At 71.2% G+C, this 17,154-nt stretch carries 12 protein-coding genes; 8 read left to right on the top strand and 4 right to left on the bottom strand.

Annotated elements, in window-relative coordinates:
• Positions 1-61: 61 nt before the first annotated feature.
• From AB0N78_RS12995 to AB0N78_RS12985, 3 genes are read left to right on the top strand one after another with little or no spacing between them, the layout of a single operon-like run.
• On the top strand, positions 62-730 hold the full coding sequence (locus AB0N78_RS12995; RefSeq protein WP_363390816.1) for a copper resistance CopC family protein: 669 nt from the start codon (positions 62-64) through the stop codon (positions 728-730).
• Positions 727-2,766: a cytochrome c oxidase assembly protein gene (locus AB0N78_RS12990; protein ID WP_363390813.1), complete on the top strand. Its 2,040-nt coding sequence runs from the start codon at positions 727-729 to the stop codon at positions 2,764-2,766. The genes AB0N78_RS12995 and AB0N78_RS12990 overlap by 4 nt, the downstream gene beginning before the upstream one ends.
• Positions 2,767-2,779: 13 nt before the next feature.
• Positions 2,780-4,831 (top strand): S9 family peptidase, encoded by a 2,052-nt coding sequence (locus AB0N78_RS12985; protein ID WP_363390810.1) that lies wholly within the window; start codon positions 2,780-2,782, stop codon positions 4,829-4,831.
• A gap of 44 nt (positions 4,832-4,875) precedes the next feature.
• On the opposite strand, the gene AB0N78_RS12980 is transcribed toward AB0N78_RS12985, so the two are convergent.
• Positions 4,876-7,557 (bottom strand): hypothetical protein, encoded by a 2,682-nt coding sequence (locus AB0N78_RS12980; protein WP_363390807.1) that lies wholly within the window; start codon positions 7,555-7,557, stop codon positions 4,876-4,878.
• A 268-nt stretch (positions 7,558-7,825) separates the two neighbouring features.
• Between AB0N78_RS12980 and AB0N78_RS12975 the strand changes: the two genes are divergently transcribed.
• Entirely contained in the window at positions 7,826-9,793 is a 1,968-nt protein-coding gene (locus AB0N78_RS12975) for an NHL domain-containing thioredoxin family protein (protein WP_363390804.1), read from the top strand.
• 1 nt (position 9,794) lies between these two features.
• On the opposite strand, the gene AB0N78_RS12970 is transcribed toward AB0N78_RS12975, so the two are convergent.
• From AB0N78_RS12970 to AB0N78_RS12960, 3 genes are all read right to left on the bottom strand, one after another.
• Entirely contained in the window at positions 9,795-11,057 is a 1,263-nt protein-coding gene (locus AB0N78_RS12970) for a sensor domain-containing diguanylate cyclase (protein WP_363390801.1), read from the bottom strand.
• Between the two features lie 62 nt (positions 11,058-11,119).
• Positions 11,120-11,749, bottom strand: a complete 630-nt coding sequence (locus AB0N78_RS12965; protein ID WP_363390798.1) for a TetR/AcrR family transcriptional regulator — start codon at positions 11,747-11,749, stop codon at positions 11,120-11,122.
• Between the two features lie 34 nt (positions 11,750-11,783).
• On the bottom strand, positions 11,784-12,461 hold the full coding sequence (locus tag AB0N78_RS12960) for a biliverdin-producing heme oxygenase (protein WP_363390795.1): 678 nt from the start codon (positions 12,459-12,461) through the stop codon (positions 11,784-11,786).
• 357 nt (positions 12,462-12,818) lie between these two features.
• On the opposite strand from AB0N78_RS12960, the gene AB0N78_RS12955 reads away from it, so the two are divergent.
• From AB0N78_RS12955 to AB0N78_RS12940, 4 genes are all read left to right on the top strand, one after another.
• Complete coding sequence (locus tag AB0N78_RS12955) at positions 12,819-15,332, top strand: LuxR C-terminal-related transcriptional regulator (RefSeq protein WP_363390792.1); 2,514 nt, start codon at positions 12,819-12,821, stop codon at positions 15,330-15,332.
• A gap of 5 nt (positions 15,333-15,337) precedes the next feature.
• Positions 15,338-15,571: a BldC family transcriptional regulator gene (locus AB0N78_RS12950; RefSeq protein WP_363391476.1), complete on the top strand. Its 234-nt coding sequence runs from the start codon at positions 15,338-15,340 to the stop codon at positions 15,569-15,571.
• Between the two features lie 134 nt (positions 15,572-15,705).
• On the top strand, positions 15,706-16,257 hold the full coding sequence (locus tag AB0N78_RS12945) for a DinB family protein (RefSeq protein ID WP_363390789.1): 552 nt from the start codon (positions 15,706-15,708) through the stop codon (positions 16,255-16,257).
• 566 nt (positions 16,258-16,823) lie between these two features.
• Positions 16,824-17,093: an acylphosphatase gene (locus AB0N78_RS12940; RefSeq protein WP_363390786.1), complete on the top strand. Its 270-nt coding sequence runs from the start codon at positions 16,824-16,826 to the stop codon at positions 17,091-17,093.
• The last annotated feature ends 61 nt before the right edge of the window (positions 17,094-17,154 follow it).

Here is a 17,154-nt window from a genome sequence, read left to right as displayed (position 1 = left end):
CCGAGGGTGACTTGAGCCACCTCGGCCGCCCTCGACGGCCCGCCCGGGTCATGATGGGCAGGTGAGCATCGTCAGCCGTTCTGTGGCCGCCCCGTCCCGCCCTGCCCTCCCACGTCTCGCCGCCGCGCTCGCGGTGGCCCTCTGCGGCCTTGTGCTGATGGTGTGGGGTGCCCCCCACGCCACCGCGCACAACAGCCTGATCTCCAGCGATCCAGTCGATGGGTCGACCGTCGCCACCGCGCCGGAGCAGATCACCCTGGTGTTCAACGAGGCCGCCCAGGCGCTCGGCTCGGAGATTGTCGTCACCGATCCGAACGGGGTCACGGTCAGCGAGGGCGCACCGCAGCTGGCCGACGCCACCGTGAGTCAGCCGCTGGCCGGTGACCTGCCCGCGGGGGTGTACACCGTCACCTGGCGGGTGACCTCTGCGGACGGCCATCCCATCGACGGCAGCCTCACCTTCACCGCGCAGGCCGCCACCGCCGTGGGTGTTGACCCGGGTGCGGAGGCCAGCCCCGAGGTGACCACGCAGGCCACCCAGGTGCCCGAGCCCATCTCCGAGGCGACGGTGGACGTCACCCCTGCGCCGGACGCGATGGCCCAGGATGAGGATGCCGGTCTGGCCGCCGGGGTGATCCTCGCCATTGTGGTGGGTGCGCTGGCGGTGGTCGCCGCAGTGGTCGTCATCGTGATCGAACGCCGCAAGTCGAAGGCCGCCCAGGACAAGTGAGCACCACCGCGGGGACCGCGACGCGCCCCACCTCCACCTTCGGCGTCACCCGGATCGCCGCACTGGCCGTCGCCGGCGTCGCCGCAGTGCTGATCGGCATCGCCTTCAGCGGAGCCGCCGACCCGGTGCTGCTGCGCGACCCCGGGGCGCTGGTGCGGTGGGGTCTGCCGGTGGCGAGCACGCTCAGCGAGCTGGCCGCGTCGCTCACCCTCGGTGGACTGGTCCTGCTGGCCACCGTCCTGCCTCGCCGGGCGGACACCACGGTGGTGCGCGCCGCCTCCGGGGTGACGGCCGCCGCGGCCGCCGCGTGGACGCTGATCGCGGTGGTCGAGCTGGTGCTCACCTACGCGAATGTCGCCGGACTGTCACCCACCGACCCGGCCTTCGGCGCGGAGCTCGGGCAATTCGTGACGAACTTCGAGCTGGGACGGGTGCTGCTGACCGCGGTGATCGCCGCCGGGATCGTCACCGCGCTGTCCCTGCTGGTGACCTCCCCGGTGGGGGCCGCCTGGACCGCGCTGTTGGTGCTGGTCGCCCTGTGGCAGACCGCGCAGACCGGGCACGCCGCCGGAGCCGCCTCGCATGACCTGGCGACCTCGTCGATGTTCCTGCACCTGGTGGGTGCGGCCCTGTGGATCGGGGTGCTGGCCGCGATGGCCCCGCTGGCACACCGCCTCGGCCGTGACCTGGCCCCCACGGTCGCGCGATTCAGCGTGATCGCCGGGTGGTGCTTTGCGCTGGTCGCCGTCTCCGGCATCGTCAACTCGCTGATCCGCCTGGGCAGCTGGTCGGACCTCGGCACCCGCTACGGCCTGCTGCTGCTCGCCAAGATCGGACTGTTCGGAGTGCTCGGGCTGCTCGGGTTGATGCACCGCCGCGCCGTCGTGGCCAAGCTCTCCGGCAATGACGGGCCGGTCGCCGGACTGTTCTGGCGGCTGGTGCTGGTCGAGCTCGCGGTGATGGGCGCGGTCTCCGGTGTCGCGGTGGCGCTGAGTTCTACCGCCCCGCCGGTGCCGGACGACCCGATCGCCGACCCGACCCCCGCGGAGATCGTCACCGGTCACGCCCTGCCACCCGAACCGACCACGCTGTCCTGGGTCACCCAGTGGCGCTGGGACGTGCTGCTGGCCAGCGCCGCCGTCGCCGGGATCATCACCTACCTGCGCTGGGTGATCCGGCTGCGCAGGCGCGGCGACGACTGGCCCTGGCCCCGCACGCTCAGCTGGGTCGCCGGGATGCTGGTCTTCTTCTGGACCACCTCCGGTGGACCGGCGATGTACGGGCACATCCTGTTCAGCGCCCACATGGTCCAGCACATGCTGCTGGCGATGGTGATCCCGGTGCTGCTCGCGCTGTCCGCACCGGTCACCCTCGCCCTGCGCGCCCTGCCCTCGCGCGGGTCGGCCCGGCCCGGACAGGCCCGCGGCACCGACACCTCCCGCGGGCCACGTGAGTGGCTGCTCGGACTGGTGCACAGCCGATGGGGCAGCTTCTTCGCCAACCCGCTGGTCGCCGCGGTGAACTTTGCCGGGTCGATGATCGTCTTCTACTACACCGGCATCTTCGAGTGGGCGCTGACCTCCAGCATCGGCCACTACGCGATGGTGCTGCACTTCTCCCTGGCCGGGTACCTGTTCGCCAACGCCCTAGTCGGCATCGACCCCGGCCCCAAGCGACCCGGCTACCCGCAGCGTCTGCTGCTGCTGTTCGCCACCATGGCCTTCCACGCGTTCTTCGGCGTCGCCCTGGTCACCGGCGAGGTGCTGCTGGTCCCCGACTGGTTCGGCAACCTCGGCCGTCCCTGGGGACCGAGCGCCCTGGACGACCAGCAGCGCGGTGGCGGCGTCGCCTGGGGCATCGGCGAGCTGCCCACCCTGGCGCTGGCCATCGGCGTCGCCCTGGCCTGGTCCCGCGACGACGAGCGCACCGCGCGCCGCCGGGACCGGAAGGTGGACCGAGACGGGGATGCAGAGCTGGACGCGTACAACGCGATGCTGGCGGGACTGGCGGAGCGGGACGAGCAGCCGCGCCCGTGATACACCGGTGCGCATGCCGACCCCCTTCCACGACCTCGATGCCTACATCGCCCTGCCCCGGCTCTCCGGCCTCCAGCTCTCCCCGGATGGCACCCGCCTGGTCACGACGGTGTCCACCCTCGACCCCCAGCGCACTAAGCACGTCAGCGCGCTGTGGGAGGTCGACCCATCCGGTGCCGCGCCTGCCCGCCGCCTGACCCGTTCAGCCAAGGGCGAGTCCGCCGCGCGGTTCACCGCCGACGGCGACCTGCTGTTCACCTCCGCCCGTCCGGACCCGGAGTCGACGGATGACGATGCCCCGTCGGCGCTGTGGCTGCTGCCCGCCGCCGGTGGCGAAGCCCGGGTGCTGGCGACTCGGCACGCCGGGATCGACGGGGTGCTGACCGCCGATGCCGCGCCGGTTGCCGCGATCCTGTCCGAGGTGCTGCCCTCCGCCGTTGACGAGGCGGATGACGACCGGCTGCGCAGGCTGCGCAAGGACCACAAGGTCGCGGCGATCCTGCACGACTCGTACCCGGTGCGGTACTGGGATCACGACCTCGGCCCGTCGGTGCCGCACCTGTTCACCCTCGACAGCTCGACCGAGGACCGTGCGGAGTTGCGCGACGTTACCCCGGACCCGGGGATCGGCCTGCGGCACCAGGACGCCGTGCTCAGCGCGGACGGTCGCACCGCAGTCACCAGCTGGACCGTCCCTGGCCCGAAGGGCGCGCTGCGGCAGATCCTGGTCCGGATCGACCTGAGCACCGGTGAGCGGAACACCCTGGTCGACGACCCGGCTGCGGACCTGTCCTCCGCGGCGATCTCCCCGGACGGCGCACTGGTCGCCTACCTGCGCGAGACGGTGTCCACCCCGCACCAGGCCCCACGGGTCGAGCTGTGGCTGACCGACCTGGACGCCACCGGTGAGCCGCGCCGGCTGGCCGCCGACTGGGATCGCTGGCCGGGGCACCTGACCTGGACGCGGGACGGTGCCGGGCTGTTGATCGAGGCGGATGACCTCGGTCGGGGACCGGTCTTCCACCTGGATCTGGCCACCGAGGCGATCACCCGGGTCACCGCCGACGACGCCGTGTTCACCGACCTGCAGCTCAGCCCGGACGGTCGGACGCTGTACGCGCTGCGGTCGTCCTACCTGGCCCCGGCGCACCCGGTGCGGATCGACCTGGCGGGCGCGCTGGCCTCCGGGCCGGTCGAGGCGGTGGCCCTGCCCGCCCCGGCGCCGCTGCCCGAGCTGCCCGGCACGCTCACCGAGGTCACCGCCACCGCTGAGGACGGGTCGGCGCTGCGCTCCTGGCTGGTGCTGCCGGAGGGGGCGGACGCGACCACTCCTGCACCGCTGCTGCTGTGGATCCACGGCGGTCCGCTCGGCTCCTGGAACACCTGGTCCTGGCGGTGGAACCCGTGGATCCTCGCCGCCCGAGGCTATGCGGTGCTGCTGCCCGACCCGGCGCTGTCCACCGGGTACGGCCAGGACTTCATCCAGCGTGGCTGGGGTGCCTGGGGTGCGGCACCGTTCACCGACCTGATGGCGCTGACCGACGTGGCGGTCGCCCGGTCCGACATCGACGAGACCCGCACCGCGGCGATGGGCGGGTCCTTCGGTGGGTACATGGCCAACTGGGTGGCGGGGCACACCGACCGGTTCCGCGGGATCGTCACGCATGCCAGCCTGTGGGCGCTCGACCAGTTCGGGCCGACCACGGATGACTCGTTCTACTGGGCGCGGGAGATGACCCCGCAGATGGCGCTGGACAACTCCCCCCACCTGTCGGTGGAGCAGATCGTCACCCCGATGCTGGTCATCCACGGCGACAAGGACTACCGGGTGCCGATCGGTGAAGGGCTGCGCCTGTGGTACGAGCTGCTGTCCCGCTCCGGGCTGCCTGCGGACGACCAGGGCCGGACCCCGCACCGGTTCCTGTACTTCCCGGACGAGAACCACTGGATTCTCACCCCGCAGCACGCGAAGGTCTGGTACCAGGTGGTCGAGCGCTTCCTGGCCGAGCACGTGCTGGGGCTGACCGGTGAGGAGCTGCCGACCCTGCCGGAGGAGCTGGGCTGAGGCGACCGGGGGTGCGCGGTATTCCGCCGCGCACCCCCGAGCCGTCAGTACCCGTAGCTGAAGACCAGCTCGTCGCCCGTGATCTCGATGGTCCCGCTGAAGCTCAGGTTGGAGGTCTCCGAGAACGGGTCGCCGACCGCGGTGCTGTAGGTCTCCTCCGCGTAGGTGCCCGAGGCGGTGGCCTTCCCGCCCCGTGCGGACACGGTGAAGCTGGTGTCGCTGCGCCAGCTCGGCTCGAAGCTGTAGGTGGGTGCCTCGTCCATCGTCCAGGTCAGGTCGTTGACGGTGCGCCACTCCCACGCCTGGTTCGGGCAGTTCCTCGGGGCCAGGTCGGCCTGGGCCAGGCAGCCGTTGAGGTACTCGTCCACGACCCGCTTGGCCTCGGTCTCGAACTCGGCGTTCGGGCTCAGCGCCACCTCGTCCAGCGTGGTCCAGGCATCCCCGTAGACCACGGCGGTGGCGGTGGACGACTCCATCCAGGTGCTCTCCGGCAGGGACACCGTGTACTCGCCGGGCAACACCGTCACGGTGGAGGCCTCCAACGTCACGGTTTGGCCGTTCACCACGACCTCCTCGGTGTCGTAGAGGCTGGTGCTCAGCGAGCCCAGGGGCGCGTCGATGATCCGCCACTGGTCGAAGAACACCCCGGTGCGTCCAGTCTTCTCCAGCAGCACGCTGCCGGTGACCGACCGGTCGCCCTGGGTGAACTCCACCGACACTGAGGCGGTCGAGCCGTAGGTGGTGGTGCTGCGCACGCGCATGTCCTGCGGGCGGGACTCGGCGGCCCCGTAGATCTCGTCGGTGAGCAGCGCCTGGTCCGCCGGGCTCAGATCCAGGTCCGCCATCGCGAGGGCGTCACTGGCCGAGCCCTGCTCCAGCGCATCGAAGAACTCCTGCGCCTGGGCACCGGGGCCGTACACCCGGGAGTTGATCTGCGCGATGGTGATCACACCGGCCACCAGCAGGACGACGACCGCGCCCACACTGCTGACCGCCCAGATCACCCGGCGGCGGATCTTCCGCTGACGTTCGGGGTCCATCGGCACCGCGGGCTGACCGTAGGGCGCCTGCGGGGCGAAGGTCGGCGCGGCCCCGTCGACCGGCATCGTCGGCATCGGCGCGCTGGCACCGGGCTGCTCTGCGGTGACGCCAAGCTGCTCTGCGGTGACGCCTGGCTGCCCTGCGGCGACACCGCTGTGCGCGGTGGTGACACCGGGGTGCCCGGGCGCGCTGCCGGGGAACGCGCTCTGCGGAGCCGGGCTCATGTCGGCGATCGGGCTGGCCTGCGCTGCCGGGTCCCCGCCGACGAAGGCCTCTTGGGGCGCCGAGACCGGACCAGTGAACGCGGTCGGCACCACCAGCCGCCCGAGCGAGGCCTGGGCGCGCGGTGACAGCATCCGCAGCACCGGCAGCGCCACGTACCGAGCGCCGAGCTCGACCACCATCGCCCACGCTGCCATCGCGAGGAACCACCACGGTCCGATCAGCACCAGCACGTTGACCGAACCGCCGATGCCGAACACGCCCAGGTTGCCCCCGACGCTGGCCACGCTCAGCACGGTGAGCAGCACGGCAGCCCCGGCGTACACCGCCGGAGTGACCCACACCCGCGACCAGGTCGTCACCGGTCGCCGCACCGCCAGGGTGAAGGCCGCGGCCAGCACCGACACCAGGGCGAGCAGGACGATCAGCAGCACGACCCACCAGGACAGGTTCGCGTTGAACAGCGTGCCGACCGTGGTCATGGAGCTGTTCATGCCCATGCCCCCGCCGGTTCCGCTGAGCAGCAGACCGCCGCCGAACAGCACACCGACCGCCCACAGCCACCCGTTCAGCCCGATCAACGGCAGTGCGGCCAGGCTGCGGGCATCCTGAATCCCGGCCATGACCACGGTCACGACGAACAGCACGATCGCGGGGATGAGGAGCTGCACACTGAGGGCGCTGAGCCCGGCGCGCACACCGAACCCGTGCCGGGGGCGCAGGCCGATCCGGTCCAGGTGTAGGCGACCGCGGCGACCGAGCACGTCCCCGATCGCGGAGGCGAGCGCACCGACGATCAGGGCACCGAGGAACAGGTCGACGCCGAGCCCGCTGAGGGTCATGCCCTCCAGGGACACCCGGGCGACCAGGGCGATCACGGTGGCGATCACCGCGAGGAATCCTCCGGTAAACCCGGCAGTGATCCAACGCTGGGCCGGGGTGGCGGGCATCCGCGCGAATCGACGCTGGAGCAGTGCCATCGCGGCGACGGCGGCAAGAATCACCAGCAGCATGGACAGCGACAGCATCCGGCCCGAGCCGGACGCCTCAGCACTGAAGCCCAGTGCCGACGTCGACGCCGACAGGTGCACTCCGCCGAACAGTCCCATCCCGGCCAGGATCGGCGGCCCGGCGATCACGGAGGTCCAGGGCATCCCGTCCACCACGAGCAGGCAGAGCAGGACTTGGACCAGACCGAACACCAGCGCGATCAGGTACCCAGCACCGGCCCGCGCCGCAGCGACGCCGATCAAGGAGCCCCATGCGGTCGCCGGGCGGGCGGGCAGCGCCGCGGCCGGACCGGGTGCACCGGGTGCTGCCTGCCCCGTCGAGTCACCAGACAGCGCGGCCGGGCCGCTCATGCCGGGCTGGGCGGGGTCCGGGTAGGCCGGGACGAATCCTGGCAGCGTCGGTTCACCCCATTCGGGGGAACGAGGGCCGGTGGGCGGCAATGGTGAGGACATCGACTCTCCTGATCAGGACGAACGGGAGTCGGGCACAGTCCACCCTCCCCCTTGGTGCCAGGCCGGACCTTACTGACCGAGAGGTGCCGTGAGCCGCTGACCGGGGGCTCCGGCGGCCCGACCGGGTGCCCGGCGCGCGCGATTGAGGGCATCAGAGGTGTGTCGAGGGGGTTCTCCAGGAGCGCGGAGGTTGGACAACCTGACGGTTGCGCACGTCGATGGTTGCGTGTGCCCGGTGGATGACCGGTCGGGAACGCTAGGGGACCGGATGCGGTTGACTTCTCCCGTGACCCAGTCGACCAGCCGCCTGCCCCGCGTCCGCGCCTCTGCACTCCTGGGCCGGGGGTGGCTCAACACCGGCGGTGCCCAGATCACGCTGGCCGATCTGCGCGGCAAGATCGTGTTGCTCGACTTCTGGACCTTCTGCTGCATCAACTGCCTGCACGTGCTGGACGAGCTGCGGGAGTTGGAGGAGCAGCACCGTGACGTGCTGACGATCATCGGCGTGCACTCGCCCAAGTTCGCGCACGAGGCCGACCCGGATGCGCTGGCCGCCGCCGTGGAGCGCTATGAGGTGCACCACCCGGTGCTGGACGACCCGGAGCTGGTCACCTGGTCGGCATACACCGCCCGGGCCTGGCCCACGCTGGTGGTCATCGACCCGGAGGGCTACATCGTCGCGCAGATGGCCGGTGAGGGGCATCTGAGCAACCTGACCGTGCTGGTTGAGGAGCTGATCGCCGAGCACGAGGCGAAGGGCACCCTGCACCGCGGGGGCGGCGTGTACGTGCCGCCGGAGCCGGCGGCGGGCACACTGCGGTTCCCGGCCAAGGCGGTGCAGCTGCCGTCGGGGAACTTGCTGGTCGCCGACGCCGGTCACCACTCCCTGGCGGAGCTGGCCGCTGACGGGGAGACCCTGGTGCGGCGGATCGGCACCGGTGAGCGTGGCCTAGTCGACGGTGACGCGGGCACCGCCCGGTTCTCCGAGCCCAACGGGCTGACCCTGCTGCCGCCGTCGGTGGCCGAGCAGGCGGGCTACGACGTGCTGGTCGCGGACACCGTCAACCATGCGCTGCGCGGGGTTCGCCTCGCCGACGGCACGGTGACCACGGTGGCCGGCACCGGCACGCAGTACCTGGTCGGTGAGCCCACCGTGCCCGCCCCATTGCCCGGGCAGCCGGAGCTGTGGCGGGTGGACGGTGCGCCGCGCGATCCACGCACCGTGCCGCTGTCCTCGCCGTGGGACGTGGTGTGGGTTCCGGCGACCGGCACCGCGCTGGTGGCGATGGCGGGCAATCACCAGCTGTGGGCCTTCGACCCGGTGCGCCCGGCGATCGAGCCGGTGGCGGGGACGATGAACGAGGGGTTGGAGGACGGCGACCCGGCCGGTGCGTGGTTCGCGCAGCCCTCGGGTCTGAGCCTCGGCCCGGACGGTCAGGTGTGGCTCGCCGACGCGGAGACCTCGGCACTGCGTCACCTGGACCTGCACGATGCTGACGATTCCTTCGGTGGCCCGGCTGATGCCTGGACTCCGATCACGGTCGGCACGGCGGTGGGTTCCGGCCTCTACGACTTCGGCCACCGCGACGGTGCCGCCGACCAGGCACTGCTCCAACACCCGCTCGGCGTCGCCGCGCTGCCGGACGGCTCGGTGCTGATCGCGGACACCTACAACGGGGCACTGCGCCGCTGGGCCCCGGACGGGCAGGTGTCGACGCTGGCCACCGGCCTGGCTGAGCCGAGCGGCATCGTCGTGTTGCCGGCACAGGACGGTGACCTGACCGTGCTGGTGGTCGAGTCGGCGGCGCATCGCCTGACCCGGATCGCCCTGCCGTCGACGTTGGCGGGGGAGATCCTGGACGCGGGCGCGCACCGCACCGCACGACCCGCCACCGACATTGCCCCGGGCACCCTGTCCCTGGATGTGGTGTTCACCCCGGCCGCGGGGCAGAAGTACGACGACCGCTACGGCCCGTCCACCCAACTGACGGTGTCCAGTTCCCCGCCGGAGTTGCTGCTGGATGGCGAGGGCCGGGACATTCCGCTCACCCGGACGCTGCGGATCAACCCAGAGATCACCGAAGGGGTGCTGCACATCACCGCCCGGGCCGCGTCCTGCGACGCCGACCCTGCCATCGAGTTCCCCGCCTGCCACCTGAACTCCCAGGAGTGGGGTGTACCGGTGCGGGTGGTGGCCGGTGCGGTGACACAGTTGAGCCTGCCGCTGCACGGCTGAGTCAGGCGCCGCCCAGCACCGCCAGCGATATCAGGGTGTGCAGGGTGGCATCCACCGTGCGGTCGTATTTGGGCAGGGTGCTCTCCACGGTGATCACCCACTCGCCCTCGTGCAGCTCGATCCGGCGCACATCGGGCAGGTGCGCCCCGCTGGACCCGCCCCGGGCCACCGCCGCCCACTGTTCGCCCTCCGGATTGCCGGTCAGCTCCCGGTGCACCGCCCAGGCCGATCCGCCCATCGCCTCGCTGATCGCCGGTGCCAGTGCGCACAGCCGGCCGAGCCGGTGCGACCCGGAGCGGGACAGGGCAGTGACCGCGGCGGAGACGGTACGGCCCAGCACGGTGGCCGGGTCGTCGGAGCGGTACTGCCGTGAGCGTTGCGCCGCATGCGCCCGCTTGGCGTGGTACTGCGCCGCATCGGCCCGGCGGAACAGCGACCGGGTGGTTGGACGGCTGCCCAGTGATCCCCGCACCGAGGACGCGATCCCGTAGGACAGGGACGCGCCGTGCGGCAACGGCACCTCCGCCACGGCCGACTCCATCACCCGGGCCACCGTCGCCCGCGGAGTGTCCTGGGTGACCAGGCAGAACTCGTCGCCGCCGATCCTAGCCACCGTCGACCCGGGCAGCCCCGCTCCGGCCCGCCGTAGCACCCCGGCCACCGCGCGCAGCAGATCGTCGCCCGCGTCGTGACCCAGGTCGTCGTTCACCCGCTTCAACCCGTCCACATCGCACATCACCACGCAGGTCTCCTGCCCGGAGGCCAGCGCCTGGTGGGCGGCCTCGTCGGCGACGCGCCGGGTGCTCAACCCGGTGAGGGCGTCATCGGAGACCAGGTGCCGGACCTGCTCGGCCAGATCGGTGCGGGCGATGGCGGCCCCGGCCAGCGCACCGACCAGCTCAGCGCGGGCGGCGTCATCCGGGGTGAACGGGGTGGGCCGGCGCAGCAGCACTGCGCCCCAGAGCTCGTCGTTGACCCGCACCGGTGCGACCAGCCGCGGTGGGGTGCGACCGGAGGCGGGCAGTAGCAGGGTCTCCCCGGTGCGGCGCAGCTCGCGCAGCACGTCCCCATCGAGCGCGGTGAAGTCGTCCACCGGGTCACCCGCGATCACGGCCTGGACGTCGTGTTCCCACCGCAGCACGGTGCGGGAACCGTCGACCAGGGTGCCGATCGTGTCGAGTGCGATCTGGTGGACCTCCTCCGGCACGGCGACGCCGGCCAGCCGGTGGGCCAGCAGGGCGAGCGCGCGCACGGGGTCGGTCATCGCCCCATCATCGTGGCTGAACAGGACGCGCACACCTGCGCGTCCTGCAGATCGAGGGTGCCTTAGACGAGCGCGGGTTCGCGGGTGGGCGTGCTGACCTGGTTCGGGTCTGCGCCGACCGCTCGGAGCACGAAGGCCACCGTCGACTCGATGGCCTGCTCCCGGGCGGGCTCGTCGGTGGGCAGGGTGCGGGTCAGGCAGGCGTTGACCAGCGCGACGGAGGTGCCGAGGTCCTGGGCGGGGAAGGCACCGGAGTCGATGCCGGCGGCCAGAATCCGGCGCAGCACCTGCTCCAGCATGATGACGTGCTCGCGCATGCGCTGCTGAGTACCCCGGGACAGCACCGAACGCAGGTCGGTGCCACTGACCAGGTGGTAGTCACGCTTCAGCCGGGACTGCGCGCGGATGTAGCTGCGCAGCTTCTGGGTCGGGTCGTCGATCCCGGCCAGCTCCTCCTCCAGCGCGACCACGTACTGCTCGGTCTCATGCATGATGAAGCCGAGCAGCATCGCCTCCTTGTCGGCGAAGTGGTTGTAGACCGCCGTGCGGCCGATTCCCGCCGCCGCAGCGATGTCCGCCAGCGTGATCGCATCGAACCCCCGCTCGCCCATCAGCTCGGAGAGCGCAGCGAAGAGTTTCAACCGGGTCTGCTCCCGGTGCTCGTGCAGGGATCCGCCGATGATCTTGGGCATGCTGACATTCTCGCACGAAGTGTCAGCACCCGCGTCATCCGAGGTGGCGCGCCCCGAGTGCGGCGAAGAGCTCGCGGTTGGCGCGGAACGCTTCCCGGGATTCGGCGACCACGGCGGCGCGCTGCTCGGCGGTGAGGGGGAGAGCGTCCATGCGTTCGCGGTAGACATCCTTGAACGGCTTGATCCGGTCGATCTGCGCGAAGCGGTAGAAGGAGAGAGCCTCCTCCGGGACGCCGTAGTGCCGCTGCACCATCCGCGCGATCACCTGACCGCCGGACAGGTCCCCGAGGTAGCGGGTGTACGCGTGGGCCACGTAGCCGGGCAGGCCGCCGGAGCGGATGCGTGCGACATAGGTGGTGGTGGCCGGGTGCGCGGCCATGTCCGGGCGGTCGGCCCACTCCGGTCCGACCAGTGCGGCCAGGTCGGCGGCCAGTGAGGGAGTGCGGCGCAGCTCCTCGAACACGATGCTGGCACCGATCGGGTCGGTGCTCAGCTGATCGCCAACCTCTTCCAGCGCCTGGTACACCGGCACCAGCTGGGCGGCCAGATCGGCGTAGGCCGCGGCGCTCAGCTCACCGGCGAGGAGTCGGTCGATGAAGGGCATCGACTCGGCGGCCTGGTGGTCGTCCCGGGTGCTCGCGCGCAGCAGCGCGGACAGCGGTGCACCGTCACAGGTGGGGTCGACGGTGGGTCGGGGGGCGGTGGTGGTCATCGGTGCTCCTCGGGCGGGTGGGAAGTGACGCGACGTCAGCATCGCAGAAGAACTTAGGTTTGCCTACCCTTCGGTGCGCCCTCTCTTGCGCGGCGAATCGGCCGATTCGACCGGGTGGTCCACGGCAGCCTCCCTCGTGGGACCGAGCCGGGGTGACCCGAGTGGTCGCTGCCATCGGTTCGACGCGAAAAGCTCACGGCAGGGCACCGTTTTGCCCCCAGGCCTCGTGCTCGGAGTACTCACGTACTGCGGTCGCTACCCGTGCACACCCCACCAATTCGCCCCGATTCGCCGTCCAGAGCCGGAAACGGATGATTCGCTGCGCAAACGAACCCGACCCCTGTCCGGACGTGAGCCATGACGTTTTGTCACTCCACCTTGCTCGATCACTCTCTCGACGCCATCGCGTCGCGCGAGAGCGTGGTCATCCTGGGCCGACCCCTCTCCGGCCGCACGACACTGCTGCACGCGATCGCCCAGCACCTGCGCGAGGCTGGTCACGAGCCGGTGTTCGTCCGAGGCGTGCCCGGCCTGGAATCCGCACTGTCCGCCTTGGACTTGGCGCAGGTGTCGGGCGCGCCGCCCAAGGGCCAGGAATCCCTCCTAGGGGCGGCCTACAACGCCCTGGTCGACCGACTGCGTCAGCACGACCAAGCCCTGCTGGTCGATGACCTCGATGACCTCGACGCGGCCTCGCTGGCCCTGTTGCAGCACGCCGCTGCACGCACCCGTGTGCCGGTGGTCGCCACCGGGCAGAGCCGGGGCCGGGTACGGGCGGATCTGCCGTTCCCGACCGCGCTGCGGTTGGACATGCGGCCGTTGACCTTCGAGGACTGCGCCGAGCTGATGGCCGATGTCCTCGGCGGTGCCGTCGAGTCCGCCACCGTCGCACGGTTGATGACCAAGACCGCCGGGCTGCCCGGGCTGATGGTGCGCTTCGCCTCCGCAGCCCGCCGGGCCGGCAAGCTGATCGAGCGCGGCGGCGTCTGGCAGGGCACCTCGGATCTGTGGAGCCCGGGCATCTCCCGAGTGGTCTCCGCCTTTGTGGCCGGACTCCCGGAGCCGCTGGTCACCGCAGCGACCCGACTGGCCCAGGCCGGTGCGGTCGACATCGAGAATGCCCGAACCCTGGTGGGTGAAGACGCCCTGCTGGAGCTGGAGGACCGGCGGCTGATCGAGGTCGCCGCGCCCGTGGAGGGCCACAGCTCGGTGGCGTTGAGCCCGCCGCTGCTGGCCCAATACCTCCAGCGCGAGGTCTCACCCCTGGCCCGCGCGCTGTCCACCCCGGATGAGGGCTGGGCGACCGATCTGCGTGGCCAGCTGACCGGCACCCCGTCGGTGACCCCGCTGCCCGCCAGCGAAGCCGCGCTGATCCAGGAGCGGCAGCGCGCCGAACACGCCGCCGCCCAGGCCGCGTGGGAGATCGATCGCAGCCCCGACCACGCCCGCGAGCTGCTGGACGTGATGATCAGCCGCGGCGTGGACCGCCGGGAGATCGTCGACGTGCTCGAGCGCACGGACCTGTCCGGCGCGGACGACAGCACCATCCTGCGCTACCTGGACACGGTGGCCCGGTGGCGCGCCTGGGTGGACAACGACCTGCCCGCCGCCATCGAGGCGTTGCAGGACGCTGCCGGGGACGGTGCCTCCGAGCAGGTGCGCACCGCACTGCTCACGCTGGGTCGGCATCTGGAGTCGGTCGGTGCGCAGCCGCCCACCGACGACGCGCCGCACCGTGGCGAGCGTGTGGTGCCCGATCCACTGGTCACCTCCACGCCCGACGACTCGGTCGCCCCAGCGCTCGCCGCGGTGATCGAAGGTGATGGGCCGCGTGCCTTGGCCGCGCTGGCCGACCTGCCGGAGACCACCGACGGGCACACGCTGGCGGTGCGCCGGACCCTCGAGGTGCAGGCCATCGCGCTCGGCGGCGACCTCGACGCAGTGGTGGCCAAGGCCAGCGCCTACCGCGACGCCGCGGTCACGGCTCTGGAGCCCTTCGGCATCGCGATGCACTCGCACGAGGCCGCCAAGGGGCTGTTCTTCCAGGGGCGCTACGGCGAGGCCGAGGCCGTGCTGGACGAGGCGCTGACCATCGGTGTGCCGCCGTTCCCGCACATGCCGTTGCACGTGGCCAACCTGACCATGTTCGCCGTGCTTCAGGCGCGGCGCGGTCGCTTCGACCTGGCCGAGGCCACGCAGCGGCAGGCCGAACGGTTCGGGGTGGTGCACTCCTATTCGCTGCTCGGGTCGACGGCCTGGTCGCGGGCGTACATCGATGCGCTGCGGGACGGCGACGAGACCTTGGACGCGCTGTGGGAGTCCGGTCTGGAACTGGAACGTCGCGGGTTCTTGCCCGCCGCGCTCGCGGTATGGACGCTTGCGGTGGCACCGTGGAATGCCGAGCGGCTGGTGCACATCCGCGAGGTCGCCGGTCGGGTCTCGGGTGATCTGTTCACCCCGATGATCAGCTACCACCAGGCCCTCACCGAGAACCGCTCCGAGGCGCTGGAGAAGGCCTACCAGGAGCTGCGCGCGCACGGCCGGCCGTTCTTCGCCGGGGTCGCTGCCCGGGCGATGGCCGCGGTGCATCGGCACGACGAGGTACTCGCCGAGTTCTGGCGGGCCCGTGCCAACGACTTGGCCGAGGAGGTCGGGTGCGCCGCACTTGACCTCGCACCCGGCCGCTCGCTCCGGGCGGCGGTCACGCCCCGGGAGCAGGACATCCTCCGGCTCGTGGTTGCCGGACGCAGTAATGCGGAGATCGCGGCGAGTTGCTTCCTGAGCGTTCGCACGGTCGAGAACCACGTCCATCGGATCATTCGCAAGCTCGGCGTATCCAGCCGAGCTGAACTCGGGGAGGTGTGGAAGTGAGCAGCATGGTCAAGTCGACCGAGGAGCTCATGACTCCGGCTGAGGTCGCCGCTGTTTTCGGCGTCCAGGCCAAGACGGTGGCGGCCTGGGCGCGTGCCGGACGGTTGGACGCTGTCCGGACGTTGGGCGGTCACCGTCGGTACCGGCGCTCGGATGTGGAGCAGCTGTTGGGTCCGCGTGCCCAGCAGAGCGACACCACACCGCGGGTGCCGACGCAGCGCCAGTCGCCACTGCGCTGAGCACACGGCGTGTGACGCCACCAGCATGACCGGGTACCGCAGACCCACCTCTAGCCGACGCGCAAGGCCGGACCGAGCCCCTGACGGTCCGGCCTTTCGCGTGTCCGGGGCGCGCGGCGACTACCGTGCGGCCCATGACATCAGCCGAAGAATCGAACCGTCCCTACCTGCCTGCCGAGCCGGACGAGAAGGACTGGACGTGGGTGCTGCGGGATCGATGCCCGGACTGTGGCTTCGGTGCCGCCGATGTGCGCTTCGACCAGCTCGCCGGCACCGTCCGTGACCTGATCCCGCGCTACCGGGCGGCTCTGGGGCGCCCTGCCGCCACCGTGCGACCGAGCCCCCAGGTGTGGTCGGTGCTCGAGTACGGCGCCCACGTGCGCGATGTGCACCGGGTCTTCGCCGAGCGGCTCGCGCTGATGCTGTCCCTCGACGACCCGCTATTCGCGAACTGGGACCAGGACGCGACCGCCCGCGAGGACCGGTACGACCTGCAGGACCCGGGCCAGGTTGCCGAGGAGCTCACGGACGCGGCGGAGGCCTGGGCCGCTGCGCTGGATCGGGTGCGGGCCGATCAGTGGGAGCGCACCGGGCGCCGATCGAACGGGTCGGTGTTCACGGTCGAGACGTTGGGCCAGTACTACCTGCACGATGTGGTTCACCACCTGCGCGACATCGCGGCGTGACCCCCCAGACACGCCGTCGACCGGCGTGTCTTATGCGTGTTGTCCACAGATTTTGTCCACAGGGATGTGGACGGGTTGGTGTCGAAGCCAGTCGAGCTGTGGACAGCGTGTGGATAACGAGGTGGTGGTCCCCAGATGACAAAGTGGGACTTGCCAGGGGACGGGTCATGGGGTGTAAGTTCCGCGGCCGCATCGCACTCGGTGGCCTCACGCGCATCTACGCAGGTCACCGCGGGTTTCCGGCGGGCAGCACCGCTGTGAACGGGCTGTGTGGTGCAGCAGAGGACCCCAGTTGACGCCGCCCTGGCATCGGGAGTATGGGCAGCCTCCAGCGGCATGCCAAACTGTGCACAACTCGCGTGACGCCCGAGTCGCCGAGGCGTCACCAATGGGACTGATCGCCCGGAAATGGACGACCGGGGCGAGAGTTATCCACAGCGATATGCACAGTGTGGGTAATGCCAGGGGATGACGGCGCGAGTGTGCAGGTCACGGACCTGTGACCGGTGTGGATCTCGCGCGCAGGTAGCCTCGCTCGGAATCGTGATCGCTGGCGGGAGGGTCGGATGCAGCGCAGGCGGGTGGTCGTCCGCGGCCGAGTGCAGGGGGTCGGCTTCCGCTGGTCCGCGCATGCCGAGGCCGAGCGCCTCGGTCTGAGCGGATGGGTCGCCAACCGAGACGACGGCAGTGTCGAGGCCGTCATCGAGGAGCCTGCCGACGCTGTTGCCCGCATGGTCGAGTGGCTGGGCACGGGGCCGCGTGCGGCTCGGGTGGACACGGTCGACATCCAGCATGAAGAGCCGGAGGGCGTCACGGGCTTCGGTGTCCGGGCGTGACGGCACCGACCGGGGTCAGCGTCCCCGATCCCACCGCGCCTGCGACCGCTGAACCGACCCC

Source organism: Cellulomonas sp. NPDC089187 (assembly GCF_040685135.1).
Lineage (GTDB): Bacteria > Actinomycetota > Actinomycetes > Actinomycetales > Cellulomonadaceae > Cellulomonas.
This window is presented reverse-complemented; position numbering and strand designations above follow the sequence as displayed.

Coding starts and splice junctions, on each gene's coding strand:
- AB0N78_RS12980 (WP_363390807.1), bottom strand. CDS start 7,557: ATGTCCTCACCATTGCCGCCCACCGGCCCTCGTTCCCCCGAATGGGGT.
- AB0N78_RS12950 (WP_363391476.1), top strand. CDS start 15,338: ATGGTCAAGTCGACCGAGGAGCTCATGACTCCGGCTGAGGTCGCCGCT.
- AB0N78_RS12955 (WP_363390792.1), top strand. CDS start 12,819: ATGACGTTTTGTCACTCCACCTTGCTCGATCACTCTCTCGACGCCATC.
- AB0N78_RS12960 (WP_363390795.1), bottom strand. CDS start 12,461: ATGACCACCACCGCCCCCCGACCCACCGTCGACCCCACCTGTGACGGT.
- AB0N78_RS12945 (WP_363390789.1), top strand. CDS start 15,706: ATGACATCAGCCGAAGAATCGAACCGTCCCTACCTGCCTGCCGAGCCG.
- AB0N78_RS12940 (WP_363390786.1), top strand. CDS start 16,824: ATGCAGCGCAGGCGGGTGGTCGTCCGCGGCCGAGTGCAGGGGGTCGGC.
- AB0N78_RS12970 (WP_363390801.1), bottom strand. CDS start 11,057: ATGACCGACCCCGTGCGCGCGCTCGCCCTGCTGGCCCACCGGCTGGCC.
- AB0N78_RS12975 (WP_363390804.1), top strand. CDS start 7,826: ATGCGGTTGACTTCTCCCGTGACCCAGTCGACCAGCCGCCTGCCCCGC.
- AB0N78_RS12985 (WP_363390810.1), top strand. CDS start 2,780: ATGCCGACCCCCTTCCACGACCTCGATGCCTACATCGCCCTGCCCCGG.
- AB0N78_RS12965 (WP_363390798.1), bottom strand. CDS start 11,749: ATGCCCAAGATCATCGGCGGATCCCTGCACGAGCACCGGGAGCAGACC.